The 26,029-nt window shown below is 44.0% G+C and carries 21 protein-coding genes and 4 pseudogenes; 7 read left to right on the top strand and 18 right to left on the bottom strand.

The window, feature by feature from the left end; translation table 11 throughout:
* Positions 1–237 precede the first annotated feature (237 nt).
* Both AB447_RS05115 and AB447_RS05120 read left to right on the top strand, forming a co-directional pair.
* Positions 238–1,263 (top strand): helix-turn-helix transcriptional regulator, encoded by a 1,026-nt coding sequence (locus AB447_RS05115; RefSeq protein ID WP_048352979.1) that lies wholly within the window; start codon positions 238–240, stop codon positions 1,261–1,263.
* A gap of 37 nt (positions 1,264–1,300) precedes the next feature.
* Positions 1,301–2,095, top strand: a complete 795-nt coding sequence (locus AB447_RS05120) for an SDR family NAD(P)-dependent oxidoreductase (protein WP_048352978.1) — start codon at positions 1,301–1,303, stop codon at positions 2,093–2,095.
* Here the strand turns inward: AB447_RS05120 and AB447_RS25705 are convergent.
* Together AB447_RS25705 and AB447_RS05130 are read right to left on the bottom strand one after the other, a co-directional pair.
* A complete protein-coding gene (locus tag AB447_RS25705) occupies positions 2,085–2,249 on the bottom strand; it encodes a hypothetical protein (RefSeq protein ID WP_156415966.1) in 165 nt (54 codons plus the stop codon). The genes AB447_RS05120 and AB447_RS25705 overlap by 11 nt on opposite strands.
* Before the next feature lie 331 nt (positions 2,250–2,580).
* On the bottom strand, positions 2,581–2,970 hold the full coding sequence (locus AB447_RS05130) for a tautomerase family protein (RefSeq protein ID WP_048352976.1): 390 nt from the start codon (positions 2,968–2,970) through the stop codon (positions 2,581–2,583).
* 541 nt (positions 2,971–3,511) lie between these two features.
* Here AB447_RS05130 and AB447_RS05135 point away from each other — a divergent pair.
* Positions 3,512–4,135 carry a hypothetical protein gene (locus AB447_RS05135; RefSeq protein ID WP_048352975.1) on the top strand — a complete coding sequence of 208 codons (624 nt, stop codon included), beginning with the start codon at positions 3,512–3,514 and terminating at the stop codon, positions 4,133–4,135.
* Between the two features lie 108 nt (positions 4,136–4,243).
* Here AB447_RS05135 and AB447_RS05140 read toward each other — a convergent pair whose 3' ends face one another.
* From AB447_RS05140 to AB447_RS05150, 4 genes are all read right to left on the bottom strand, one after another.
* Positions 4,244–4,519, bottom strand: a complete 276-nt coding sequence (locus AB447_RS05140) for a YrpD family protein (RefSeq protein ID WP_269769339.1) — start codon at positions 4,517–4,519, stop codon at positions 4,244–4,246.
* Between the two features lie 24 nt (positions 4,520–4,543).
* Positions 4,544–5,302, bottom strand: a complete 759-nt coding sequence (locus tag AB447_RS05145; protein ID WP_048352973.1) for a metal-binding protein ZinT — start codon at positions 5,300–5,302, stop codon at positions 4,544–4,546.
* 597 nt (positions 5,303–5,899) lie between these two features.
* On the bottom strand, positions 5,900–6,034 hold the full coding sequence (locus tag AB447_RS27200) for a rhodanese-like domain-containing protein (protein WP_269769340.1): 135 nt from the start codon (positions 6,032–6,034) through the stop codon (positions 5,900–5,902).
* 202 nt (positions 6,035–6,236) lie between these two features.
* A complete protein-coding gene (locus AB447_RS05150) occupies positions 6,237–7,454 on the bottom strand; it encodes a cytochrome P450 family protein (protein WP_048352972.1) in 1,218 nt (405 codons plus the stop codon).
* A 214-nt stretch (positions 7,455–7,668) separates the two neighbouring features.
* Here AB447_RS05150 and hpaB point away from each other — a divergent pair, with 214 nt between their 5' ends.
* Both hpaB and AB447_RS05160 read left to right on the top strand, forming a co-directional pair.
* Complete coding sequence (gene hpaB / locus AB447_RS05155; RefSeq protein ID WP_048352971.1) at positions 7,669–9,126, top strand: 4-hydroxyphenylacetate 3-monooxygenase, oxygenase component; 1,458 nt, start codon at positions 7,669–7,671, stop codon at positions 9,124–9,126.
* Positions 9,127–9,827: 701 nt separating this feature from the next.
* On the top strand, positions 9,828–10,169 hold the full coding sequence (locus tag AB447_RS05160) for a DUF4064 domain-containing protein (RefSeq protein ID WP_048352970.1): 342 nt from the start codon (positions 9,828–9,830) through the stop codon (positions 10,167–10,169).
* Between the two features lie 109 nt (positions 10,170–10,278).
* Here AB447_RS05160 and AB447_RS05165 read toward each other — a convergent pair whose 3' ends face one another.
* The 9 genes and pseudogenes from AB447_RS05165 to AB447_RS05205 form a co-directional block, all read right to left on the bottom strand.
* Positions 10,279–11,646 (bottom strand): amino acid permease, encoded by a 1,368-nt coding sequence (locus AB447_RS05165; RefSeq protein ID WP_048352969.1) that lies wholly within the window; start codon positions 11,644–11,646, stop codon positions 10,279–10,281.
* Positions 11,643–13,331 (bottom strand): M20/M25/M40 family metallo-hydrolase, encoded by a 1,689-nt coding sequence (locus tag AB447_RS05170; protein WP_057957457.1) that lies wholly within the window; start codon positions 13,329–13,331, stop codon positions 11,643–11,645. Before AB447_RS05170 ends, AB447_RS05165 begins: the two co-directional genes overlap by 4 nt.
* Before the next feature lie 265 nt (positions 13,332–13,596).
* Positions 13,597–14,856, bottom strand: a complete 1,260-nt coding sequence (locus AB447_RS05180) for a Glu/Leu/Phe/Val family dehydrogenase (protein ID WP_082634622.1) — start codon at positions 14,854–14,856, stop codon at positions 13,597–13,599.
* A gap of 300 nt (positions 14,857–15,156) precedes the next feature.
* Complete coding sequence (locus AB447_RS05185; RefSeq protein ID WP_231592149.1) at positions 15,157–16,044, bottom strand: TauD/TfdA dioxygenase family protein; 888 nt, start codon at positions 16,042–16,044, stop codon at positions 15,157–15,159.
* A gap of 48 nt (positions 16,045–16,092) precedes the next feature.
* Positions 16,093–16,326, bottom strand: a pseudogene (locus AB447_RS26680) (thioredoxin); the annotation flags it as partial.
* A 123-nt stretch (positions 16,327–16,449) separates the two neighbouring features.
* Positions 16,450–16,635: a YezD family protein gene (locus AB447_RS05190; protein WP_048352966.1), complete on the bottom strand. Its 186-nt coding sequence runs from the start codon at positions 16,633–16,635 to the stop codon at positions 16,450–16,452.
* Between the two features lie 252 nt (positions 16,636–16,887).
* Positions 16,888–17,061: pseudogene (locus AB447_RS25710) on the bottom strand (amidohydrolase); the annotation flags it as partial.
* 214 nt (positions 17,062–17,275) lie between these two features.
* Entirely contained in the window at positions 17,276–18,877 is a 1,602-nt protein-coding gene (xynB, locus tag AB447_RS05200; protein WP_048352964.1) for a xylan 1,4-beta-xylosidase, read from the bottom strand.
* Between the two features lie 52 nt (positions 18,878–18,929).
* Positions 18,930–20,314, bottom strand: a pseudogene (locus AB447_RS05205) (MFS transporter); the annotation flags it as partial.
* 561 nt (positions 20,315–20,875) lie between these two features.
* On the opposite strand from AB447_RS05205, the gene AB447_RS05210 reads away from it, so the two are divergent.
* Both AB447_RS05210 and AB447_RS05215 read left to right on the top strand, forming a co-directional pair.
* Positions 20,876–21,277: an AraC family ligand binding domain-containing protein gene (locus tag AB447_RS05210; protein ID WP_231592147.1), complete on the top strand. Its 402-nt coding sequence runs from the start codon at positions 20,876–20,878 to the stop codon at positions 21,275–21,277.
* A pseudogene (locus AB447_RS05215) lies at positions 21,240–22,090 on the top strand (Gfo/Idh/MocA family oxidoreductase). The gene AB447_RS05210 and the pseudogene AB447_RS05215 overlap by 38 nt, the downstream one beginning before the upstream one ends.
* A 114-nt stretch (positions 22,091–22,204) precedes the next feature.
* On the opposite strand, the gene AB447_RS05220 reads toward AB447_RS05215, so the two are convergent.
* The 3 genes from AB447_RS05220 to AB447_RS05230 all read right to left on the bottom strand — a co-directional run bounded on the left by AB447_RS05220 (position 22,205) and on the right by AB447_RS05230 (position 26,016).
* Positions 22,205–24,235 carry a glycoside hydrolase family 32 protein gene (locus AB447_RS05220; protein ID WP_048353009.1) on the bottom strand — a complete coding sequence of 677 codons (2,031 nt, stop codon included), beginning with the start codon at positions 24,233–24,235 and terminating at the stop codon, positions 22,205–22,207.
* A gap of 129 nt (positions 24,236–24,364) precedes the next feature.
* A complete protein-coding gene (levG, locus tag AB447_RS05225) occupies positions 24,365–25,192 on the bottom strand; it encodes a PTS fructose transporter subunit IID (RefSeq protein ID WP_046131522.1) in 828 nt (275 codons plus the stop codon).
* A 23-nt stretch (positions 25,193–25,215) separates the two neighbouring features.
* On the bottom strand, positions 25,216–26,016 hold the full coding sequence (locus AB447_RS05230; protein WP_057957459.1) for a PTS mannose/fructose/sorbose transporter subunit IIC: 801 nt from the start codon (positions 26,014–26,016) through the stop codon (positions 25,216–25,218).
* Between the last annotated feature and the right edge of the window lie 13 nt (positions 26,017–26,029).

Consider the following 26,029-nt stretch of genomic DNA (forward strand, 5'->3'; position numbering starts at 1 on the left):
CTCTGCCATTTTGTCCAGGGTTTGCCTGCGATTCCTTCAGCCTGATCTACCCCCTCGTATTATAATAGAGTGATCCGATTCCTCACGGACTTACCCGGCGTAATCGGCAAGTAAAATGTCGCGCTTTGCTAGTTACAAAAGCGGTATTGGATAGATAAAGTAATAATTGCCCCGCTAAGCAGCAAGACGCAGGTCACAACTAACGAATTGTAGAAAGCCAAAGGAGGGCTCATATATATGACGTCACATACTCGTATTAAAATCCCGGCAGGATTTTGGGCAGGATTGCGTCAATTAGGGATTGCCGCACATGACGTGGTTCGAAAAGCACAACTGCCGCTCACCATTGTGACTGAACCAGTTGTCACCGCCGCCCAATATTTCGCGATTTGGCAGGCGTATTCCGATCTCATTGATGACACTGCAAAAGGAATCATCAAGCTTACGACCGCCTTTGATACAGCACATTACCCTCCTCCCGTCTTAGCGACTTACCATGCTCGCGACTACCGCGACGCTCTAAAGCGGATGGCCCGGTACAAACAACTGTGCCCTCCCGAAAGCTTGCGTATGACCGAGGAAGGCGAGCACTGTACAATCGAACTGAAATGGTTGGATAGCGGGCAGTCCGGTCCGCCGATGCTCGTCGGCATCACGCTGGCATTTCTTCTCGAGCTTGGACGCCGCGGCACAGGTCAACCTTTAACGGCCAGGCTCGTCGAATTTTCGCACCCAATGGGCGATGTAGAGGCGCTTGAAGCTTACTTCGGCTGCCGTATCCGGATCGGTACGAATTGCAACCGGTTGACGCTGTTTCGGGGAGACCTGGACCGCCCCTTTGTCTCGTACAACGAAGAGCTGCTGGAGATTCTGACACCTGCACTGGATCAATCATTGGATGAGCAGCAGCGCAGCCTCTCAATCACCGAGATGGTCAAGTGGATCATGAAAGGCAGCCTTACGGGAGGACGCCCTGACATTCAGACTGTCGCAAGCGAGCTGGGGATGAGCGAACGCACCTTACAGCGCCGGCTTACTGACGAAGGCACAAGTTTCAAACATTTGTTGACACAAGTCAGGCATGAGCAGGCACTGAAGTATTTGGCAGACCCCTCGCTCGATATTAAAGAAGTGGCCTTCATGATCGGGTATGAAGACCAGAACTCATTCTACCGTGCCTTCCGCCTTTGGGAAGGGGATACTCCTTCAAATTGGCGGACTGAACACTCAGGTACACACCCGGGTAAATTGACTTTGTCTTAGGAAGCACTTTTTAACACGATAAAAGGAGAAATGTATGATGGATATGGGATTAAACAATAAAACAGCTTTAGTTACAGGGTCAACGAAAGGTATAGGTAAAGCAATTGCCATTGAACTTGCCAAAGAAGGTGTGAATGTTCTCATTAACGGGCGACATGAAGATGAGGTAGAACAAACTGTAAATGAAATAAAATCAGATTTCCCGGCTACCTCTCCCCAAAATGCTGCAGCTGATATTGTAGATATCGGGCAAAGGGAAGCTTTATTTAAAAAATACCCCAATATTGATATTTTAGTTAACAATATGGGTATCTATGAAATCATGCAGTATGAGGACGTGGATGATGACGTCTGGGAAAAATACTTCCGCACGAATGTTCTTGCTGCAAATGGTTTATCTAAATTTTATTTGCCTAAAATGCTGAAAAATGATTATGGCCGCATTATCTTTATTGCGAGTGAAGAAGCGATTATGCCTTCAGGACAAATGCCACAGTATTGTATGACAAAATCAATGCTTTTATCATTATCCAAAAGCTTATCTAAATTAACAATAGGAACAGAAGTGACAGTCAATACGATCATGCCAGGGCCAACGCTCTCTGAAAATGTGCAGCAAATCATTGAAGGTATGTACCCTAATGAAGAGATGGCTTTTTCAGAAAAAGAGAAAGAATTTATGACGGCAAACCTGCCTCAATCTGAAATACAGCGATTTATCAAGCCGTTTGAAATCGGCAGGCTTGCTGCATTTGTATGCAGTCCTTATGCATCCGCATTTAAAGGTTCTCCAATTCGTATGGACGGAGGGATGGTGCCGACTATTTTTTAATATTTTTCTGTTTACCATTATGTTCCAAGGTTAGCCCGGTATCGTTACGAATATCAAGCTGGCGCCAATAAGCACCAGCTTGAAAAATACTCTTTATGGAGCGAATCCCCCGGCAACACCCCCTGCCACTTTCGGCTTCTGCTTTTTTAATCAAGAAGACGCAACCTGATTTTCAGTGACTTTTAATTGGATGCTGTTGGACTTATAGATCATCTTCACTTTCTTTAGAACTGCGCCTGCTCCCATCATATGTTTTTTGGATTCACTGAGTCCAATCTCATTAAGAACTTGGCGTATTCCCCTCCCCGCTCCCAGTCTATAGATTTTCCGCAGTAAAAAAATCGCCAAGCAAGTGAACATAAATATAGAACCCTGAAAAGCAGAGGGTTCTACTGGCGGCTGTTCATATATGAAGCAGTGTGCGGATACTCGGGAGCCGAATCCGCTGCAAGACGCATCTTTGACATTACCGGTGTGTTGAAACCTTACAGCTTTCCAGTTAAAAACTGCGCCTCGCCAAGCCCGAAACTCCAATCGGCATCACCATTTTCGGTAATGGACACCATGACATCTTCCGGGGAAATACCGCATTCCGCTTCAAGCTTTTCAGCCAGCAGGGCATACAATTTCTCTTTTTGGCTCTTCGTTCTTGTTTTACTGGTGATACTGATCACAACCAAATCCTTGGATCTATTAAATCCCAAGCCTGTATCTTGGATAATAAGCTCATTCGCCGGGTGCTGATGAACAATTTGATAGCGGTCTCTCTCCGGAACGTTAAACGCTTCCACCATCGCATTGTGAGCGGCATCTAGCAATGTTTTTAATGTTTTTTCATCACGGCCTTCTATTAGATCGAAACGTAATAATGGCATGCTGTTTACTCTCTCCTTCATAGTTTTTGATCTTGTTAACAAAATCAAAGGTCAGGTTTTATCCGCCCCTGATCCATTGTTTCGATTTTGCATCACAACAGATAGATCAAAAATGATGTCTGCTGACTTGATAAAAACATAACATATAACCAAAATATAATCAACAGTTAGTCATTCCGTTAGAACCAGTGCGAAATATGCAAATTCTAAAATCGATTGACACTAATTGTTTGGGACACTGGTATATCAATAATAGTTGATCAGAAGATGACAACAATGTAATCACAAAGTATTTTTTAAAAACGTTTTCTTTTCAGGGTTTGAACATTTTCATATTCCGGAGGTTATGCCATGCCGATTTTCGTCGTTGCGATAGGCGTTCTTATCCTGTTATTTTTAATCATCAAAGTAAAATTACCTTTATATCTCCTGGTAAACAAAAGTGAAACTTTTTACAAAGATGGAAATAACCCATTGATATTTTAGTAATTTCGTCCTATGCTTAAAGACGTACATAAAAATTATGATCTGGGGGTTCAAGATGAAGAAAGTATCAGTTTTATTTCTAACGATTTGTTTAGCAATTGTATTGGGGGCTTGCGGTTCTTCAGAAACCGCAAAAAACAACGGGGATTCTAAAAAGACTGAAGCAAACGAAAACAAAAATACTGATAGTAAAGATGAAAATACACAGGAAGATGAAAATCTCAAAGGGAAAAATGTCTATACGAATAATAAATTGAATATAAAAGGCAATGTCGGACCTATGAAGTATACGATCAGCAGTGTTCAATTACAAGAAATGCAACCGAAAAATGAAGCCACAGCTAAACTGCTCGGTGTTAAAGTTGGCGACACGGTTAATGCCGTAACAATTGGAATGTCAGGCGAAAATACGTCAGATGACGATGTGAACTTTTATTTAGGGCAGGCCACAATTGTCACTGATACGAAAGAACAGCTTGAACCTGAAATGCTGATTTCTAAACATATTGAAGGAGAATATTTAGGTAAAGTTAAAAATGAAGGCGCCAATGTTTACATTCTCAAAAAATCGTCTATTAAGGATTTGAAATCGATTGAAATACGGGTAGATGCTCCGACAAACAACGATTTTGAGCCTCTTGGAAAAGATGTGAAGCAAACGATTAAAGTTAATAATTAAAGAAGATTGCTCATTTCAGGATTTTCAACCTGAATAAACCGCAACGCAAAGGCAAAAAAAGCGATTGTAAGAGGCCGGGACTTGAATTCCGGCCTTTTTCTGCTTTCGCTATTTCTTTTTGACGGCAATTGTGACATTGTTGCCGGAAGGGGAAACTTTTGCTTTATCCGCTATATCGGCAACAGGTTTGGCTGCTTTATTGTCGATTTTAATTTCGGAAAATGTTGCAGAAAAATTCGCAACAATGGCATCGGGGTCTCGCTTACTGTCAGTTTTTACAGCAGCGGCAGCAAGCGTTTTCCACCTTTTGAGAGTTCCGATCTTGGTATTCAGAAAATGGACCGTTTGCAGAACAACTTTATTGTAAAAAATACCATACTTCATGGTAACAATCATGTTATTCCTAATTTAATGCGCCATCATCTCATGGGCAATATCGTGTCCATCCATTTCTGACGGGTAATATGTAGGCCAGTTTTTGACCTCATCAAGTAAAGCTTCACGGTCGTCACCCCAATACAGATGGTAGTGACCAGCTTTGTTCGGAAAGATACTATGATCACTAAACTGAATATACTGAGGAAGTCCTTCAGCTTCTTTAGCCAGCTTAAAAATGTATCTTACCCCTCTATTGCCCGCATCATATGTTAGAATTTCGTATCCGTCATAAGCATATCCGCCGGAATATTCTTTTCCATTTTTGAAGAACGTTACAGTATCTTGTTGAATTAAGATACGGTCAACATCTGTTTTATACCCTTTTTTATAATACTCTTTATATTCTTTAGCTGTCATGTCACCTTCATGATCTGCTTTATAAGAAAATACTTCGTCAAGAGTACCGTCTTGCAGGAATGGGTATACAGATTGCCAGTCTCCTTCCCAATCAGAAAGTGAACGATCCTTTACTTGACTGTCTTTAAAATAACCTTCATAAATTTTTTCTGTTTTTTCATCATGTGCATGATCATGATCGTGAGCATGTTCATGCACATGTGTGTGACTTTCAGATGTTTTTCTCGTTTTCGAAGAGTCTTCTGCAACTGATGAGGATGTTGTTGTTTTATTAGACTCCCCTTCGGATGAACCTGAAGTCTGACATCCTGACAATATTACTAATGAACTAATAGCTACTATACCAAACCTCTTTACAAATGAAATTTCCATTGCAACACCCCTTTTAATAAATCGTAAATATTACGATTTATATTATACATATATCTTATGCAAACATCAAAGGGAAAATGCTCTAATATCGCTGAATGGTATCCGGCAGCGGAATGGCCAGCTTCAATTCCGTTTGTTGTTATAAAAATCGTGCAGAAAGGTTTTATTAGTCATCTATTAGCCCCGCATGTATCGGTGACTGTGATCGCCTATCATTTCCGCATCAATTGCCCGAACTCCCCCTCATGTTTTTCAGCTCTCGTCATGTTGAGCAGGAGACTGGTTATAGTGACAGAAGTATGCAACGTTTCCCTGCCTTGAAGTGCTATTCTGTTAACTCCAGAACAAAACCAGTCATTTCTCTTCATCATTTTAACGCAACAAAACGGAACCTCAGAGCATGAACGAAATCAGCCTTATCAATGAAAATCGAAAACCAAAGGCGTCATCCTCTGCCGCTATCAAACATTGATGTTAAGAAAAAATCAGAACGGAAAATGGCAAGAGTGATTCTAAACTTTCGGTTCCGCGTATCCCAAGTTATTTGCAGATGATAGAGAAACAACAAAAGAGGCGGACATCATCCATATCCGCCTGTCATGTTATATAACTTTTTGCGCCGATGGCTGAGCGGACGCCGGATCCGCATTGAACAATGGTCGGACGGTTGGCGGGTATGTCATGAATGCGGTCCGGAATCGTTCCAAGCATGATATGGCTTTGCTCCTTCAATGGACCCTTTTTTCCTGAGAAGCCTCGACACTACCGTAAATTCCGCCGTACCTCCGCGAGCGATGATCACCGATAATGCCCCTTTATCTTAAAACCTCCCAAACGAAGAGCCAGATGTGCAAAATGGCTTCCCCGCGATCCATTGTTGCGTCAGGTCGATCGCCGTGATAAAGACAGACCGGCCGCACGGTTCAGAAGCCCTCTAGAAACATAGCGGCAATTCTTCCAAAGACCTCATTAAAAAGTTCCCTTTCCATTTGATATCTTCCCTTCTGCCTTGTATCTGTATATCGGGATAGCGGCGCAATAATGCAGGAACGGCAATCTTTGCTTCGAGACGGGCCAGAGGTGCGCCAAGACAAAAGTGGCTGCCGTGGCCAAAGGCAATATGACGGTTGTTCTTTCTGGCAATATCGAACACATCGGCATCCGGGAATACCTTTTCGTCGCGATTGGCAGATGCTAACGAAATGACGATGACATCTTTTCTTTTCACTTCTTGCCCTTGCAATGTAAACGGTTCAGCCGCCCAGCGCAGGGTGGTCAATTCAACGGGACTGTAAAACCGCAATGCCTCTTCAATCGCTGAATCTATCAAATCCGGTTTTTGCCGAAGCTTGTCCAATTGATCGGGATGATCGAGCAATGCAAAGATCATGTTGGTGATTAAGTTCACTGTTGTTTCATGCCCGGCAACGATAAGCAGCATAATCGTTGAGTAGAGCTCTTTTGTGCTTAATTTCGTCCCTTCGCTTTCAGCCTGGATTAAGGCGCTGATTAAATCGTCTGCAGGTTCGTTTCTTTTTTTATGAACTAAATATTGCAGGTATTCGGCAAATTGCTTTATTTTATCCAAGCTTTCGGGGGTGTCAGTGAAATCGATGATGGCTTGTGACCAATTCTTGAATTTTTGGCGATCTTCAAGGGGAATACCGAGCATTTCACTGATGACGATAATGGGTAAGGGAAAAGAGAAGTCCTCTACAAGATCCATGGAATGATTGTGCTGTACATTATCCAATAGAGAATCAGCGATATGCTGGATTCTGTCTTCGAGCTGTAAAATCATCCGGGGAGTAAACGCTTTTTGAACAAGGGACCGCAAACGGGTGTGATCAGGGGGATCTGAGTTGAGCATGTGCTCTGTCAAAGGCTCTTTAGTTTTTGATATAACAGGTTCTTCATTTTCAGCAAACACATTTTCAACATCCTTCTTTAACCTGGCATCCTTTAATAAATGCATAGCATCATCGTATCTCGTAATAAGCCAGCCTTGACCGAGTTCTCCTAAAGATACTGGATAAAGAGGACGAGACGCGCGCAATTCTTTATAAAAATCATACGCCTCATGTTTAAATGCCGCTGAAGATAAATCGATTTCTGATAACACGGCGGAGCTCTTCTCATGTTTTGAAGCCATCAACCCAACCTCCATCTCTTCGAAAATTGTTAATATAACCCTTTACTAGGATTATAAACCGCTTTCATTTATTATGCCACTAATTCTCCCATCCGTATTTTACCGAGATCAATCCTCTTAAACAGGCTTTTTCAAAAACAAAATGTTGGAACATGTCTCTATCATCATTAATATATTGACAGTGTCTACCGTTACTGCAAAAGGAGCGATATCAATGGGAATTATCAGCGGGAAGGAGTTTTTAGACCGATTAGACCAACTAAAAAATGAACTTTGGTTTGATGGCAAGAAAATAGAGGGAAACATTTCTGAACATCCTGCATTTAAAGGCATTCTGGAAACCAAGAGCTCACTTTATGATTTGCAAACGAGCGACGGCTTAATCGATGAAATGACGTGTTTTCTTCCGGAAAAAAAAGAGCGCATTGGATTGTCATACTTACAGCCGAAAACAAAAGAAGATTTAAAAAGAAGAAGGAGAATGATTGAACACTGGGCAAGACACACACATGGAATGATGGGAAGAAGCCCTGATTACATGAACACTGTCATCATGAGCTTTGCGTCATCCGCCCCGCTTTTACATGATAGAGAAAACTGTTTCCCTGAACATATTCAGTCACTTTACGATCAGGCGATGAAACACGACCTTTCGTTTACCCATACATTCATTACGCCCCAGGTCAATCGCTCTCAAATGAATATCACAACATCAGAGAATCCCATATCCGCAAAAATCGTTGACCGGAATGACAAGGGAATCGTGATTAAAGGCGCCCGCCTTCTTGCGACTCAAGGCGGCTTAACAGATGAAATTTTAGTTTTATCAGCGCCAAGATTTTATTTTGAAGAGGATGAAGCTTTTGCTTTTTCCATCCCCTCTAATACGCAAGGCGTAAAATTCATTTGCCGGGAATCGTTCGTTTTAGGAGAGTCTGCATTTGATCACCCCCTTGGTTCAAGGTATGAAGAAATGGATTCTGTCGTTGTCTTTGACGATGTTTTAGTTCCATGGGACAGGGTATTTTTTTATGGTGATGCGGAAACAGCCAATGGCTTTTTAGCCGCAAGTTCTTTTAATGCTTTTTCATATCATCAGGTCATAACCAGACAAATCGTAAAAACGGAATTTCTTTTAGGCGTTTCCCAGCTTCTCGTGGATACGATCAATGTCTCTGAGTATCAGCACATACAGGAGAAGTTGTCGGAAATTGTCACCGGCCTTGAAACATTAAAGGCGCTTTTAGAGAAGTCTGAACATGATGCAATGTTAGATGGATGCGGATATATGCGGCCGAGTTTGATTCCTCTTCAAATCGCCAGCACCGTCTTTCCTAAAATATATCCCCGTTTTACAGAGATCATTCAATTAATCGGCGCCAGCGGAATCATGACAATCCCGACCGAAAGCGCTTTTGATTCTGAAATTAAAGAGGACCTTGACCATTATCTGCAAGGAACCGGTATAAACGGAAAGGATCGGGTCAAACTTTTCCGCTTGGCATGGGATCTCACGATGAGCCCTTTCGGCACAAGACAAACTCAATATGAACGTTTTTTTTACGGGGACCCTGTTCGTTTGGCAAGCCGGTTATACCAATGCTACCCAAAAGAAAAATATGTGAAGGCGGTACAGGAATTTTTACATGTAAAAAATGATTCATCGATATAAAAAAACAGCGGGAAAGAGCCTGATCCCGCTGCGCTATTAAAACGAGGCTGGAATGACTCATAACACCGGCCTCTTTTTGTCCGTGAATGCTCCCGGAGCGAAAGTCTGTTGAGTTTTTGCTGATGCGGGAGGATTTTCCACAAACTTCAAATTCTATTCAATGAGCCATACTTCCTGATCTTATACTTTTCAATATAAAGCTTTAGACCTCTCCTCTTGTTTTATCAGTAAGACGGCTTAATGCGTCTTATCGTTTGCCGACAGGCCTTAAAAGTCAGTTATATCAATGGATTTTGCAACTTCTCGTGTGCCAATCGTGTCCAATCACCGATAAAACTTATCTTAAAATTGGTAATACCCTGTTGAAATGTCATGATTTTTATCCTATGATAAAAGACGTACATACGAATAATGAATCGGGAGGTATCAAATGTAATACATCTTTTCGCTCGGTCAACTGATTTATCTTCATTGAAAGATACGATCGTCAAGGTTGGGAACTTCTATCCTGATCAAGCACTGCGGCAGCGGAGATACGCAATAATAGCCAATTCGTTTTTAAATGTTTGCGGAGAAGATCAGAGCTGCGTTAAGCATGAACAACATGGATAGCGAAAAACCTTGGTGACGGAGCAACTGAAGCCGTATGAAAAATAAAACTGCAGCATTTACTGTACCAGTTAAGTAAGGAGATTAATAGAATGAAAAGAACAACTGAATTTGTTTTAGGTTTAATCGGCGGTATTTTTGGATTTTTTGGAGCGATCTTCGCTTTGTTTATCGGCGGTGTTGATGCCGCTTTTAACGGAAGCAGCGAAATTATCGGATTGGGCTGGGGAGCCATTTTCTTTTCAATCCTTGGAATTGTAGCCTCTATCGTTGTGAAAAGCAAGCCTAAAGTAGGCGGAGTTTTACTTATCATTTCCGGTGTTGGCGGAGTGATTTCTATTTCTATGTTCTATATATTGCCTGCCGTTCTTTTGATTATCCCCGGCATCATGGGACTTGTTAGAAAAGACAAAACAAATACGACAGCGGCATAATGAGACCCCCTCAAAGAGGGGTTTTTCTTTTATACTTCATACAGAACATTCCCTTTATCGATAGATTTCTATTGGACTTGATCTATTTCTCTATGTCCGGTCCCGCTTCTTACCCGTTTTTTATACCGAGGTGATAATACGCATAACAGAAGATGATTAACGGTACCCCGCAATAGAGCCCGATTCGCTGATCAGGTATGAAAATGAGGCTGATCAATATGGCTCCGTATAAAACAAATCCGAGAATGGGAACAACCGGATACAAAGGCGTCCTAAATGTAAGGGATTTTACATCACCGCCCCCGGCGATAAAGCGCCTCCTAAAGAAAAATTGCGAAGCGCAGATCGACATCCAGACGACGACGGTGACCATTCCTGAAATCGAGATGAGCCACAAGTATACCGTCTCCGCAGCTGCAACGCTTGTCAGCAATGAAAAACCTGAAATTGTAATGGTCACCAGCAATGTGTGAACCGGCACTCCTTTTTTAGATAACGGCGTTAACCGCTTTGGCCCCATCCCGCTTTTAGAAAGCGACCACAGCATTCTGGATGCGGCATACAGTCCTGAATTTGCGACGGATAAAACTGCTGTTAAAATGACAAAATTCATGATATCAGCAGCATAGGGAATCCCGACTTTATCGAGTACGGCGACAAACGGACTTTCTACAACACCCGCCGTCTGATACGGAAGCATCGCAACCAGTACAAACATGGCCAAAACAAAGAAAAATAACGTGCGCCACACGACGTTTCGAATGGAACGCGGCAATGTTTTTTCGGGATTTTCGCTTTCTCCGGCTGCAATGCCGACAAGCTCAGTCCCCTGAAATGAAAAATTCACCATCACAAGCGTAAAAAGAACCGCAGACAAGCCGTTGGGAAACAGCCCTCCGTCAGTTGTAAAACGAGAGAAAAAAGGAGCCGGCTCTCCCCCCTTTAATCCGATCAAGCCAAAAATCGCTCCGCACCCGATTACAATAAATAATACAATGGCTGCAACCTTAATGCTTGAAAACCAAAATTCGGTTTCGGCATAGCTTTTTGCTGACAATGCATTAATGAAAAAAATCACAACCCCAAAGGTTAAACACCAAACCCAAACAGGTACCTCCGGAAACCAGCGCTGCATAAGAATTCCTGCTGACGTGAATTCCAGTCCTACTGTATTGGCCCAGCTGAACCAATACAGCCACCCGATCATGAAGCCCGTGGAAGGCCCTATGTATGTCGCGGCATACGACTGAAACGATCCTGACACCGGCTGTGCCACTGCCAGTTCTCCAAGGCACAGCATGACTACATACATTAAAAAGCCGCCCAACATATAAGCCAAAATCGCTCCGCCCGGACCTGCCTGACTAATGGTGAACCCGGAGCCCAAAAACAGTCCTGTGCCAATTACGCCGCCTAAAGCGATCATAAAAAGGTGGCGGCTTTTCATCGTGCGCTGCAATTCGTTGTGTTCTGTCATGATATCCCTCCATCAGTATTCACTTTGCATAACCCCTGAAGCAAATGGACCGATGTTTTCCTGATCAGCTCCGGAAGCACCTTAAATGTATAAGGCTTGTACACTCTCTCCGTCCATTTATGCCCGTCTTTTCCGTAAACTCCCATATTAATTGACGGAATATTTAATTGACGAATATCTTTGAAAGGAATCGTCCCGATCGTGTCCCATCCGGGAAAGTTTCGTGTAAATGAAGCAATTTCCTCATCTGTTTCATGCAATGAGAGAAAGCTTCCATCCGCTAAATAAGGAAAGAATTTTTGATATGCAAATGTTTCTCCTGTTTTTGCGGCCATCTCTTCGCAAGCTTCCTTTACAACCCTCAGCAATTGCCGGTCACGGGCGTCTTCCTCTCTTAAATAGTTATGGGGTAAATATGGCGGAGCATAAAATAGTATGACCTTTGCACATTGTTCCGGATCGAGCTTTTGCAGGGCTTCGACAACTTTAAAGCACCTCATTCGCAGCTCCAGATGCTCAAATTTCTGATGCGTTTTCTTTATACAGGAATCGGGGTCCCCCCCCTTTTGTTTCAATTCCTTAATATAATCTTCCAGCGTAATAACTTGAATGTTCCACGATATGTCCTTTCCCGGCAGATGGGTTCGCACAAGAAAATCGTCATAATAGTCCGATAATTTTTTCTCTGCGCAAGCACACGCTTCCAGCGCCACTTCATACAGTTGATCCATGACTTCTTTCGCGGTTTTTTCATAGATGAAGTAATTAAAATATAAATAGCTGCTTAGGGCAGTCTGAACATTGTACGTCTCTTTATTATCCCGCTGATACAGACAGGACGGCGGCAGGGTCAGTTCTCCTTCAATATTTTCGGCCAGATTCATGTTATTGTGAATTCTGTGTGTCAGTTCAGATGCGATGAAATTCGGGTCAATGCCTGACAATGTATCCCCCACATGAACCTCGCGGCCGTAAATATAAAAGCACGGCAGAAGCTTTCCGGCAGCGCCTGTATATATGTAGCGCGTGTCATCCCCATCGTATAGCGGTGTGATAAAATCTGTGTTGATGGCGGCCAGATAGTTGAATTGTCTTTCGTTTCTCAACCGCTTCAATTCGGAAACGGCTGATATAATCCCGGCGTGCTGACTTTCTTCATCAGGATTCGCCATAAATAAAATTTGTCCCGGCAGCTCGTCAAGATGCTCGGTAAAATATAAAATATTGACCAAATGAACAGCAATCCCGCTTTTCATATCAACAGAGCCTCTGCCGAACAGCCAGTCACCCGACAAAGCGTCTTGCCTGACGTCTTCATTAAATTCATATCTGGAAAAATAGTTAACGAGATAATGTGGATTGAGCGCATGATCCTTCAGAATCCCAAAATCTTCAATGCCGACCGTGTCTAAATGTGCATGATATATGACGGTTTTTTCACTTCGATGATTGCCCGTTACTAGCGCAAATACATTTTTCCTGCCAAGCGGGTCACCTGGAATCGGCTGCTCCCATACCTGTTCCGGGTGCTTTCGGAAATAAGGAAAGCTTTTCAGTATCTGTGATATATGATCAGCTATGTCCCTCTCACCGGATGTTCCGTTCATACTTTTGATGCTGACCAAAAAGCTTGTGAGTGTTTCAGTTTTTTCTTCCAATGTCATGTTGTTGATTTGTGCATACATAACATGCTCCTCCATTTTTTCAACATTGTGATTTTGTAAGTATTCGTGCCTTATACATCATCATGATGCAATATTTGTGCCTACCTGAAAAATTGTTATTTTCGTGACATTTTCCCCGGAAAAAACATAAAAATGGCGTGATGCACGCAGCAAATAGATGCAAAATAAATTGCGAATCGCCTTATTTTTTGCAGAAATAACGAAAAATTTTTTTGCACCCATTGCGTAAAAATTCGGCCGCATGATTGCTGCGGCCGACGAATCGTTATACCCATCCTCTAAAGCGCGAAGCCTCGCTGATTTTTCTAACCCCCTCCATATATGCCGCTAAACGCATATCCACTTGATGGGTAAGAGTGGTTTGATATATATTTTGAAATGAATTGACCATAACTTCGCGCAGTTTCTTGTCGACTTCTTCGGCCGACCAATAGTACCCCTGATTATTTTGCACCCATTCAAAGTATGAAACCGTGACACCGCCTGCGCTTGCCAAAATGTCCGGGACAAGCAGAATGCCTCTTTCATTCAGCACTTTTGTGGCGTCAAGCGTTGTCGGTCCGTTAGCTGCTTCAACGACGATTTTCGCTTTAATATGATGCGCATTGTCCATTGTAATTTGGTTCGAAATGGCGGCCGGTACAAGGATATCACATTCTTTTTCCAGCAATTCTTCATTTGTGATGACATCTGTAAACAGCTTCGTAATGGTGCCGAAACTGTCGCGTCTGTCAAGCAAATATTCGATATCAAGGCCTGCCGGATCATAAAGCGCTCCATATGCATCCGAAATGCCGATTACTTTTGCTCCGGCATCATGCATAAACTTTGCAATAAAACTGCCTGCGTTGCCGAAGCCTTGAATGATGATGCGGGCCCCTTTTAAAGAAATGCCTTTTCTTTTCACCGCTTCCTCAATGCATATGGTCACTCCGCTGGCTGTAGCGGTTTCGCGCCCGTGCGAACCTCCCAAAACGAGCGGTTTCCCCGTAATAAAGCCGGGGGAATCAAATTCTCTGAGACGGCTGTATTCATCCATCATCCAGGCCATAATTTGCGAATTGGTATAAACATCAGGAGCCGGGATATCTTTTGTCGGTCCTACAATCTGACTGATGGCGCGGACGTATCCGCGGCTGAGCCTCTCTAATTCACCGAAAGACATGCTTCTCGGATCGCACACAATGCCGCCTTTTCCCCCGCCGTACGGAAGATTGGTAATCCCGCACTTTAATGTCATCCAAATGGACAGCGCTTTCACCTCGTCTTCGTTCACCTCAGGATGAAACCTGACTCCCCCCTTCGTCGGTCCGATCGCATCATTATGCTGAGAGCGGTAGCCGGTAAACACCTTGACAGACCCATTGTCCATTTTGACCGGAATCCGGACTGTCAATGTGCGGATCGGTTCTTTCATCAGTTCGTATACTTCTTCGGAATAGCCCAATTTGCGCAAGGCTCTTTTTATAATCGTTTGTGTGGAATGAAACAGATTTAAGGATCCCTTCTCCTTAGTTGGTGACATCTTCATACTCCCCTTATGAAAAATTGATGGTCATAAACAGCTGGAACGGCATGACTTAAAAAAGCGCTTTCATTTTACGAAGTATTCAACACATCATTGCATCCTCCCTCATATATCACTCTACAAGAATATGATGCAAGATCCGTGCCAGCCAAATCCGATGTGATGCTTACAATTCCATGCCGTGTTGGTTGATGAAAAATATGGAGTGTTTTTTAATAACGCGATGAAAGCTTTTTGGAAGCCTCGGTCCAGCTTGATTTTTCACAAAAAAGAGGCCGGGAAACGGCCTCAAAATCTTTATTTTTTACCGATCAGTGAGCTTGCTTCATTTTCTACATTCACCGGTACACTTTTTCCCACTGTCACCCGTCGTACGACACGATGTTCATCATAGTCGGCCACCGCGTAGTGTTGAGTGGCGAGATTATCCCAAATCGCTACATCGCCTTCGGTCCATTGCCAGCGAACCGTGTTTTCCAGCCGCGTAACATAATCATCGAAGATGCTTAACAGCCTTTCTGAGGCGCTCGTTGTAAAGCCTTCGATTCTTCCTGCAAAGCCGCCCAGCAGAAGGTGTTTTTTACCTGTTTCGGCATGTACATGAACAACCGGATGCCTCGTTTTAAAAATGGTGGATTCGAATATCGCCCGGCGCCTTTTTCTCGCTTCATCATCAGGCAAGTCTTCTGATCTGGTATATGCATAATCGAATTCATTCGTGTGAATCGCCCATAATTGATCTGCCAGTCTCTTTAGATTCTCCGGAAGTTCTTCATAAGCAGTATTTGTATTGGCCCAAACGGTATCTCCGCCAACCTTTGGAATGATCACCGCTCTTAAGATCGAATATTTCGGGACTTCCGGCGCGAATGTGACATCGGTATGCCAATGGTTTGCTCTTGCGCCGCTGTCAGAATCAAGCTCGAAAATATAGTTGGATTTTTCTTTTACAGGCACCGTTGGATGGACGTACGGTTCTCCAAGCAACGTCGCAAATTCCTCCTGACCTTTATCATCTAAATGATGCTGTCCTTTCAAAAAGATGACTTTATATTCGGCCAATGCCTGTTTTAGCGTGTGAAGTGAACCCGAGTCTAAATTCCCGCTTAATGTTACCCCTTTGATTTCGGCCCCGATTCTTCCTGATACCGGCTTAATCGTAATTTCACCTGTTTGAACCGTCATTGTGTTTTCCCCCTTCATGAATGAGCGTTTCAGGCAAAGCCTTTTTAAGTCCCAGTTGTCATGGACGAGATCAGCCCCATCTTGAAATCCGCAGTTCTGACCTCTTTGAGATTCCCCAGTACATAACCTCCTGCACCTATTCGGACCCCCCGAAGCCCTTTCCACAGTCGGACTTCTTTACCGTTTATATCAATCAATAGTGCTCCGGGGTCTCTCAGCGCTGCTTGTTTTTTCAGGATGAAACACAGTCCCTCCTGTCGGATAAATCGTTGGATGCCCCATTTCTTTCTCCTCGTTCCCTTTTTAAAAATAAAAAGGTCCTCTTAGTTACTGTTCTTCTTCTAAGTGAACGGTAAACTAACAGGAGCCCTTCGGTGGTCCGATCGGAGCAATATTCATTTTTTATCACCTGGCATTTTTCTGATGTATTTTTGTTTTTGCTTGTAATGGCAAACGGTGTTTTTCCAGTTTTTCGATTTGTGTCACTTGTGAATCATGAACGGTGATTTGAACCGTTCCATATTCCAGACTCTCCAGTAAAAGCTTTACCTTATCCAACACATACTGATCAATTCCTGCTTTTGAAGGCAACCCAGATCATCCCCTTTTTAATTAATCGGTTCTTTCTTAAGACTTGATGAAAATAACTTACATTTTAATATCTAATATAATTCACATAATACCTACCTGTAAAGTGCGAATTTTAATAATGATCAAAAAAATTCCTTTTTCCCCTTGAATTCGGACGTCTTAAATTCAGAAGAAAATCGCAGGTTTTGCTTTAGAAGACCTCTTTATCAATGGCATGCAAAACAATAAAAAAAGAGGGCCTCCCCTCTGCTTCAACAGCTTGCACACCGCCCGCTCGAGCAGCCGGACGCTTTGCGGAAGAATTTCTTCCTGAATATCAAATTTCTCATGATAATGCGGTGCGGCAATGTGTGTTCTGATGATCATGCAGGTGCCTTTTCCGCCCCGCTTCTGAACTCTTTTGATCATTAAGCTTGCATCTTCGCTGATCGGGCGCTTTTTTCGTTCCTTTTTAAGGAAAAAGGCTGTCCAAAAGGCCATGTTCTTATGAACTTTTTGGACAGCCCCCTGATTTACAGATCCTGATTGTATCGATCGGATTTCACTGCCTACAACACGTTTCCCAAAATAATGAATTTATAGCAGGACATTTTAGCCCGAAATCTCACTGGACTTTACAAACGGTCATTAAACCTTTCATTCACAGCTCTTTATACATAAAATAGGCAAAATCGGCGTGCTTATTCGCTCCGCTTGTATCTTGGCACTGCATTCCTACAAAAGCTCCTGTGAAGAATCCTCCTCCGCGAACATAATCATCTGATAACTTTTTCGATTCTAGGACGATTTCAATGATATGCCAGTCTTTTTTGTTAAAGGAATAGGAGTAATAATATGTTTCCTGTTCAACATTTACTCTTAAATAAACATATTGGATGTCGCGGGGAATAACGATTTTATCTGTTATCGGCTGTGAAAATGAAAAGTTATCACATATCGTGAGGTCCAGAAATCGTCCAAGGTCCTCATCATAAGTGATTTGAAGAGCCGTCCAGTTCTCGGTATTGTAGTAATTCACCAATCCTGCCGCTTGCTGAAAGCTCTCCGGACGGAATTCAACAGCAGTTTCCGCTATAAAACGGAGACTTTGCCAGCGCCTTGCGACAAACGCCTGGGTATATTTCGATGTCAGCGATTCATGGCCAAATAAGCGCAAATGGTCCGGCCTTTCGGTTATTGAGCCTAATTCTTTCGTAAACGGGATCCGCAAGGTCTGAAAGTTAATATTTAATGTCGAACCTTCAAATTGATCAACTTCTGGATATGTCGCAGGAAACACAGTTTCGGATATCCGAGGCGCATCGACCTCAAGACTCCCCTCTTTTCCCCCAACTACATAAGGCCATCCGTCTTTCCAATTCAATTTTTGTATCGCTGTTTCCCTTCCCAGCGGACAATATCCTCTTTGGTGAATAATCGAATCATCATCAGGGCGGATCGGACGCCCGGTTAAATGAGCTAAATACCACTCATCGGTATGTGTTTGGACAATTGATGCATGACCGCACTTTTGCAACGGATTTCGCGGATCATGCCAAGACGTTAAAATGGGATTATCGGGATGGATTTCATACGGCCCTCCGATATGTTTTGATCGGGCAATCGTAGCGGCGTGTTCGTACCTTGTTCCTCCTTCTGCTGTTAATAAATAATAATAATCTCCGATATGATAAAGGTGAGGCGCTTCGGTTAGTTTGATATCCGAACCTTTAAAAATGATTTTCGGATGATTGATTAACCTTTTTTCCTCTGCGGAATATTCCTGCATCACAATGCCTCCAAATGAATGGCGGCCTATTCGATGATCCCACATCATATTTAATAAATATTTTCTTCCATCCGTATCATGGAACAACGAAGCATCAAAACCGGAACTATTTAATTTAATCGGCTCCCCCCAATCTCCATCAACGGTTTCGCAAGTGACTAAATAATTATGACAATCTTTCCAGGCCCCATCGACAACCTTTACGTCCGTATAGATGAGCCAAAACTTTCCGTCGGCATAGCTTAAACAGGGCGCCCATACTCCGCCTGAGTCGGGATTCCCTTTCATATCCAATTGCGAAACCCTCTGTAATGGATGTGCAATCAAATGCCAGTTGACTAAATCTTTTGAATGATGGATTTGCACGCCTGGAAACCATTCAAAGGTAGATACAGCAATATAATAATCCTCGCCGACTCTGCATATGCTCGGATCGGGATTGAAACCTTTAAGCACCGGATTGATAATTTTCATCTTCCTTCCTCCTAAAATATCGTTTTGAAAGGGCGGTTTCACGATTATCTGGCCTAAATTCATTCATATTGTCCATGTAACTTTATCTTTATTCTCTAATTCGCGTACGACTTTTGCATATTTTTCCTCGCTTAAATTGTAGAAATTAATATCGATCATAGCTAAGATAAGAAAAATAACAGGGACAACGGTTGTCGTTATTAATATTCCAGTCAATGCTTCAGGAGTTTGGACCTGTCCTGCAACATAGCCGAACTTGTCCAATATCAGTCCCGGAACGATTCCGCCGAGAGCCATGCCAAACTTAAAAAAGAAGCCGATAATCGCATAAATCAATCCGCTCAAACGTTTTCCGGTCTTATATTCCCCGTATTCAATTGTTTCGGGAATAAGCGCCCACATATACCCCCCGGCAGTCACACTTCCTACTGCGGCGATAACGCGAAAGAAGAGCACCAGAAACACATTGCTCGGCGGTACGATGAGAATGGCTAAAAGTCCAATGATATTTAATAATAAAGCGGTATTTAATAACTTCCTCTTTCCGAGCCATTTATTGATTCGGGGTATAAACGGCAGGACGGCCAATGCAGGCAGGCTTCCGAGCAAGCCATACCATTTGACAAGGTCTTCTCTGCCTGCGTTGTACGTCATGTAGTATATTCCGACAGAATTGCTGATAGAGTTGACGCCGAAGATAATGATAAAGAATATGCTAAGAACAACTAATGGACGATTAACCCTAAATTGTTCAAATATATCAGAAAATTTAATCTTTTCTTCAGGCTTTTGCAGAGTTACTCGTTCTTTTGTACTTTTAAAACAAAAGATTAATAGACATGCGCCAATGATGCCTAACATGCTCATTGTCAGCTGCCATCCCAGTGCTTTGTTTCCGGTCGTATCACCTAAATAAGCTGAAAGTAAAGGAACAAAGAAAGATACGATGAGTCCGCCAAGATTGGCAAAGACCATCCGGACAGAGGTAATGCTGACGACCTCTTGATTATTTCTAGTCATCGCGGAAGTTAGTGCACCATACGGAACATTTATCGTCGTATATGTGAGCGATAAGCCGACATACGTGATATAAGCGTAGATTAATTTTCCTGTATCTGAGAAATCCGGGGTTGTGAAACAGAGGATGGCAAGTACTGAAAGCGGAAACGCACCAAACAGCAGATACGGCCGAAAACGCCCAAACTTGCTGTTTGTCCGGTCTACTATTGTTCCGATAAAAGGATCGGCAAGCGCATCAATAATCCGAACGACTAAAAACATCGTCCCGGCAGCGGCTGCTGACAATCCGTAAACATCGGTATAGAAAAATAAAAGATACGTTGAAACCGTCGCATAAATTAAATTACATGCTAAATCTCCAGAAGCATAGCCGGATTTTTCAAACATACTAATTTTTTCAAGGTTTTCACTAGCCATGATTCTTTCCTCCTTAAAAAGCTTTTGGTCACACGAACAAACCTGCAAATGCAACTAACAGTTGAATGCCATGGGACAAGCCGGCTTTACTTTTGAAATAGACAGCTTCTGCACCACCCCCTGTTCCTTTCCATTCTTTTAAATTTTCAGAAAATAAGAACTGCATGCGAACCAGGGAGGATGGGAAACCATATTTGCTGCATGCCGAATCATGTTCGATAGGTACCAAACCTTTTTTATGCGGAGCATACAATTCGATTTTGGCTCTGCACGAATCATAGCAGGTCAGTCTTTATTTTCTTCTAATGCTTACACTTTGTTTACTCATTAAACTAAGTGTAAGCCAGTATGAAAACGTTGTCAATTATTAGTTATATATCACAATTTGTGTTTTAATAGAGACGGAAAAATGCCTGATTGCACAAACAACAGTTTTAAAGGCTCCGTCCCCTTACGTCTCCCCTTTTGTTGCAGCGTATATCCCTTTAGGGATGTTTTATTTTTACCCGCCTTGGTATGATGAGAAAAAACGACAACATAAAGGGATCAGGAGGCGTTTACATGAATGCGAATCACCTTGTTTCCGCCAGAACGGTTTTAAACCAATATGTGCATCACTTAGAGCCTGACGGCGCTTCATTTTACGTCCACTGTTGGGGAGCTATGCCAAATCACTATCATACACTCGTTCACAAGCATTCTTTTTTTGAAATTTGTTATGTGATAAAAGGAAACGGCTATTATCTCGAGTGCGGTTGTCAATATCCGCTTAAGGAAAATACAATTTTTATGTCAAGGCCGGAAATATTACACCAAATCAAAAGCGAGACCGGGCTGTCCATTCTTTATGTCGCTTTTGAGTTAAACGAAGATAGATCAAGCGCTGAATGGAGAAAAGCTCATTTCAAGGCCTTTGCGCTGGGCAATGGTAGGCGGAGTAAGGCTCAGCCAGGTTGGATATAAACATCGCACAGGCGCGCTGAGGGACAATACAGCCTTACAGCCGGCGCATTTGATATCGATGCTGAAAGGGGAAAAGATTTCGGGATGAACCTCGGAGTGAGTGCGGAGCGCTGTTATCCCGATTATCAAACGATGTTTGCGGAAGAAGCCAAGCGGGACGACGGCATAGAGGTTGTCTCGCTTGCCACTCCGAACCTAACCCATTATGAAATCTGCAAGGCTGCGCTTGAAGCGGATTTGCATGTCATCTGTGAAAAACCGCTGTTTTTCACCTTAGAAGAAGGCTATGAAATCAAAGCCCTTGCCGGATTATGCCGCATATGAAAATAAAAGAGCTGCTGTGCGACCGTCAGAGCTTCGTCAAGAGCCGCGCCCCGCTCGAGGATAATGCCTACGTCTTAATGCATTATGAAAACGGAGCGGTCAATCAACGCCGGGTGTATGGATGGTCACAGAATCAGGATCGTCGCCTCTAAAGCGAGTTTGGAATGGTGGGACAGCAAACCGAACGAACTGAGGTATGAAGTGCAGGGAGAGCCGATCCAGATGCTCGTTCGCGGCATGCCTTATTTGGACAGCCGATGCAATGCAGATGAGCGGCTTGGCGCCCTGCATACCGAAGGACTGTCTGAAGCGTGGGCCAATATTTATTTGAAATTCGCCGTCGCGATTGACGCCAAAAACCGCGGAGATAAACAAATGTTACAAAACCTGATTTATCCTGATGTCGATGCCGGCATTGAGGGCATACGCTGGGTCGAAAATTGCGTGCGTTCAGCAGAGAAAGGCTCGGTGTGGGTCGATTTTAAATAATAGCTGTGAAGCGCGTTTTTGGCCCGTGCTAGCCAACGCCACCCTGGAAAAATTGCACATGCCCAGCCGTTCTATGAAGGCATTAAGGCCGGGATCCAATATCCCGGCCTTTTGTCATTGATCGACGTAAACATCCTGAAAGACTGCCGTCGCCTCCCATACGTTCAAACCGAATGTTCCGTGTTTGAATGTTGAGTCATGCGCATCAATCACCAAATGGTCATCCAAGTAGATTTTAAAGTTTGCGCCGCGGGCGACGGTTTTCAGATGATACGTTTTATTGACATCTATCGGTGTTTTGTGCTCGGCTATGACAGCGGCTGATCCGTTTTCAAATTTAAAAAATTTCACGACGTCATGCTTGGCATCCACATTGGCCAGATAGCCGTTTTTCACATCTTGATCAGCCCGAAAGACAAGAGCTCCCGCCCCTCTTCCATTGCCATCTTTAATCGTAATGTCGGATTCGTAAGTGAAGTCTGTTCCGGAGGCTGAAGATGTAATAAAAGAATCGCCGTCAGAGCGTCCTTGTTTTCCATCAATGGTGTCGGCCCACAACCCGTTTACGGTCGTCCAGCCCGCGAGGTTCGACTTGAAAGGGGACTGCCCCCATATTTTTTTCAGAGGATGAATCGTCAGGGAGTTTAGCTTTACAAAGCCGTTTGAAGCATACACCTCCAGCCCGTTGCTTGATTGATCCGGGAAGATGAGGTCGGTGAGCACCCGCTGTCCATCGTTTCCAAATACTTCGACAGAAGAGCGGTCGACAAAAATGCGCATCTTCACCTTGCCATTTACCGGCTTCAACGGAGCAACCTGCTTTCCGGTGTTAAAGCTTGGATGGAAGGAGACGTTTCCGGATTGGCTGCGGTCAACAAACAGAGTGCCGTTTCCCCGATGATAGCCGATTTTTGTATATTGATTTTCTCCTTGTCGAACCTTAAAACCGAATTCAGAAGCCGAACCGGCGCTCACTTGAAATTCTGCATTGATTTCGTAGGAGTCTCCCGATAAATTAGCCGGCAGGCTGCAGCCTGCGGAGGATATAATCTGATGTCGCCATCCTTGAGAGGCTCCTCTGGTCGAGCGCAGCTCCTTTACCGGGGTTTGCACGATTCCGACCCCGTTAGAAAACGCTTTCAATTTTACCTCTCTTGGAATCGTCGTGGCGCCTCTCCACGGTGATGTAGGAACATCGTTTGCATACTGCCAATTGCTCATCCATCCCAGCCAAAGCCTGCGTCCGTCTGAAGACGGGATATCGGACCAGGAGACGGCCGCATAGAAGTCTTTGCCGTAGTCCGTCCATAGGGTTTTGTCCGGCGGATTTTCATTCTTAAAAGACGTTCCGTCAAAGCTTCCTACGAAATATTGCATGCCTGATCCTCCCGAGACGGCTCCGTTTCCAACACTGACTTGCATTACCCATTTCTTTTTATGCGGATTGCCGTCTACGGAAAGTTGAAACAAATCAGGACATTCCCATACGCCTCCATGGCTTCCTTGCCCTTCGCCAAATTCGCTTGCAAAGGTCCATTGCTTCAGGTTGGGAGATGTGTATATCATGATTCGGTCACCGGCCGCCAGCACCATCACCCACCTTTTTGTTTCTTCATGCCAAAATACTTTCGGATCGCGGAAATCCTTTTTTCCCGGGTTCGGAATGACAGGATTGCCGGGGTATTTCGTCCATGTTCTTCCTTTGTCATTGCTGTAAGCGATGCTTTGTACCTGTTCCCCTTCACGGTCCTGCGTATAAATAGCAATGAGCGGCTTTTCTTTTCCGGTCTGAAAACCGCCTGTATTGTTCCAATCCACTACGGCGCTTCCAGAAAAAATTGTGCCATTATCATCCGGAGACAGCGCGGCAGGAAGGTGCTCCCACCTGACTAAGTCCTTGCTGACCGCATGGCCCCAGTGCATCGGCCCCCACTGCAAACCATATGGATGATATTGATAAAACAAATGGTATTCCCCCGCATAATACACCATTCCGTTTGGATCATTCATCCAGTTCGCTTCAGGAGTGAAATGGTACTTTGGCCGATGCTTCTCCTCATAGTAGCTTGGATCGGCTGCGTAAACAGGTCCGGCCGGCAGCATCATGGTCAGCATTGCTCCGATTTGAAGCAGCCTCTTATTCATCTTTTTCACCCTCTCCCTTCCTATCTTTATCGGATATTCAAGCACATCCCGATTTTGCTCCAAACAGCCGCCCCCGGCGGGAATGCCGGGGGCGGCAGATTTTAAGAATTCGGGATGAATTCCAAAACCTTACGCCAAAAATCCAGCCCAATAACCGAGAATACCTATGATAAAAATGCCGAATATAATAAGAAGCGGATTCACGCCTTTTCGCAGCATCCACGCGACGAGCAATGTCAAGCCTAAAGGCAGCACCCCCGGCATAATGCTGTCCAAAATACTCTGTACGGTTTGGACCTCCACTTTGCCTGATTCGTTCTTAATTCTGGAAACGACGATTGGGATATTGATGGTGGTCCACTTTGAGACAAGAGCCCCCATGACAAACAATCCGAGTATCGAAGCGCCTTCGGTCAGCTTTTGAATCCGGTTCCCGACCAAGTCCTGCAGAATTTCCATACCTTTCACATAGCCGTACTTTAAACCGTAATATTTTGTACTTAATCTTATGGCATTAATGAAGAAAAAGAACAGCAGCGGCCCGGCAATATTTCCACCTAAAGCTAGCGATGCCCCTAAAGCGGCTAGCACCGGGCGCAGCGTTCCCCAGAAAATCGGATCGCCCACACCCGCGAGCGGCCCCATTAACCCGATTTTCATGCCGCTGATCGCTTTTGCATCAATCCCTTTTTGATTGGCCATCTCTTCTTCCATGGCGGCCGTCACGCCGAATATCGGCGCTGTCAGCCACGGATGTGTATTGAACCATTCGAGGTGGCGCTGCAATGCTTCGTTTCTTTTTGCTCCTGGACCGTACAGTTTTTTAATCGCCGGAATCATCACATAGCAATAGCCCATCGCCTGCACACGCTCAAAGTTAAAAGATCCGAGCAAAAAATTCGAACGAATAAACATGCTGAAAATTTCTCTCTTTGTTAACCTTTTTTCTGTCTCCATCTTTTCAGTCCCCTCCTCATTGATTAGGCATCAAGATCATCATCATCGTAAGCAGCCGGGCTGCTGTTTGCGGCTGCGGCGACCGCACCCTGTGTGCTGTTTTTTTGCATGACCTGCTGATACAGAAGGGCAAGGCACAGCCCGAGAGCGCCGAACCCGACCAGATTGAAGTCGGTAAACGCTGCCAACAAAAAGCCGATGTAGAAAAATGGCTTCAAGTAAGGAATGTTCATCATATTGATGACCATCGCATACCCGACGACAACGATTATTCCTCCGCCTACCTGGAGACCTTTTGTAATAACTTCGGGAATATTCCCTAAGAAAGCCTGAACAGCGCTGACGCTGATCAGCGCCACAATCAACGTCGGGATCATGACCCTGAGCGCCTGGAACACCATGGCGGTAATATGCATGATTTCGATTCCTTTCATATTCCCGTCCTTGGCGTATTTGTCAGCGCGGTGGATTAAAAAGACGGTAATCGTACGGACAAAAATCGTCAGCGCCTGCCCTGCCGCTGCCAATGCTACTGCGACGGCAATTCCTTCGCCGATTCCCTGATCGGCGGTAATCACCAAAATGGTTGAGATCACAGAAGCGATGGCCGTATCCGGCGCCATGGCGAGCCCGACATTCATCCAGCCCAAGGCCATCAGTTCAAGGGTTCCGCCCAAAATGATGCCGGTTTTCAGGTCTCCGAGCACCAACCCGACCAATGTACAGGCAATCAGCGGACGGTGCGTCTGTCCCTCGTCCAATACGCTTGCGATACCGGTAATACCTGCAATGATCAACAGCAATATAATTTGTATTGAAGACATCTTCTCATATCCC

This window comes from Bacillus glycinifermentans (assembly GCF_001042475.2).
Taxonomy (GTDB): domain Bacteria; phylum Bacillota; class Bacilli; order Bacillales; family Bacillaceae; genus Bacillus; species Bacillus glycinifermentans.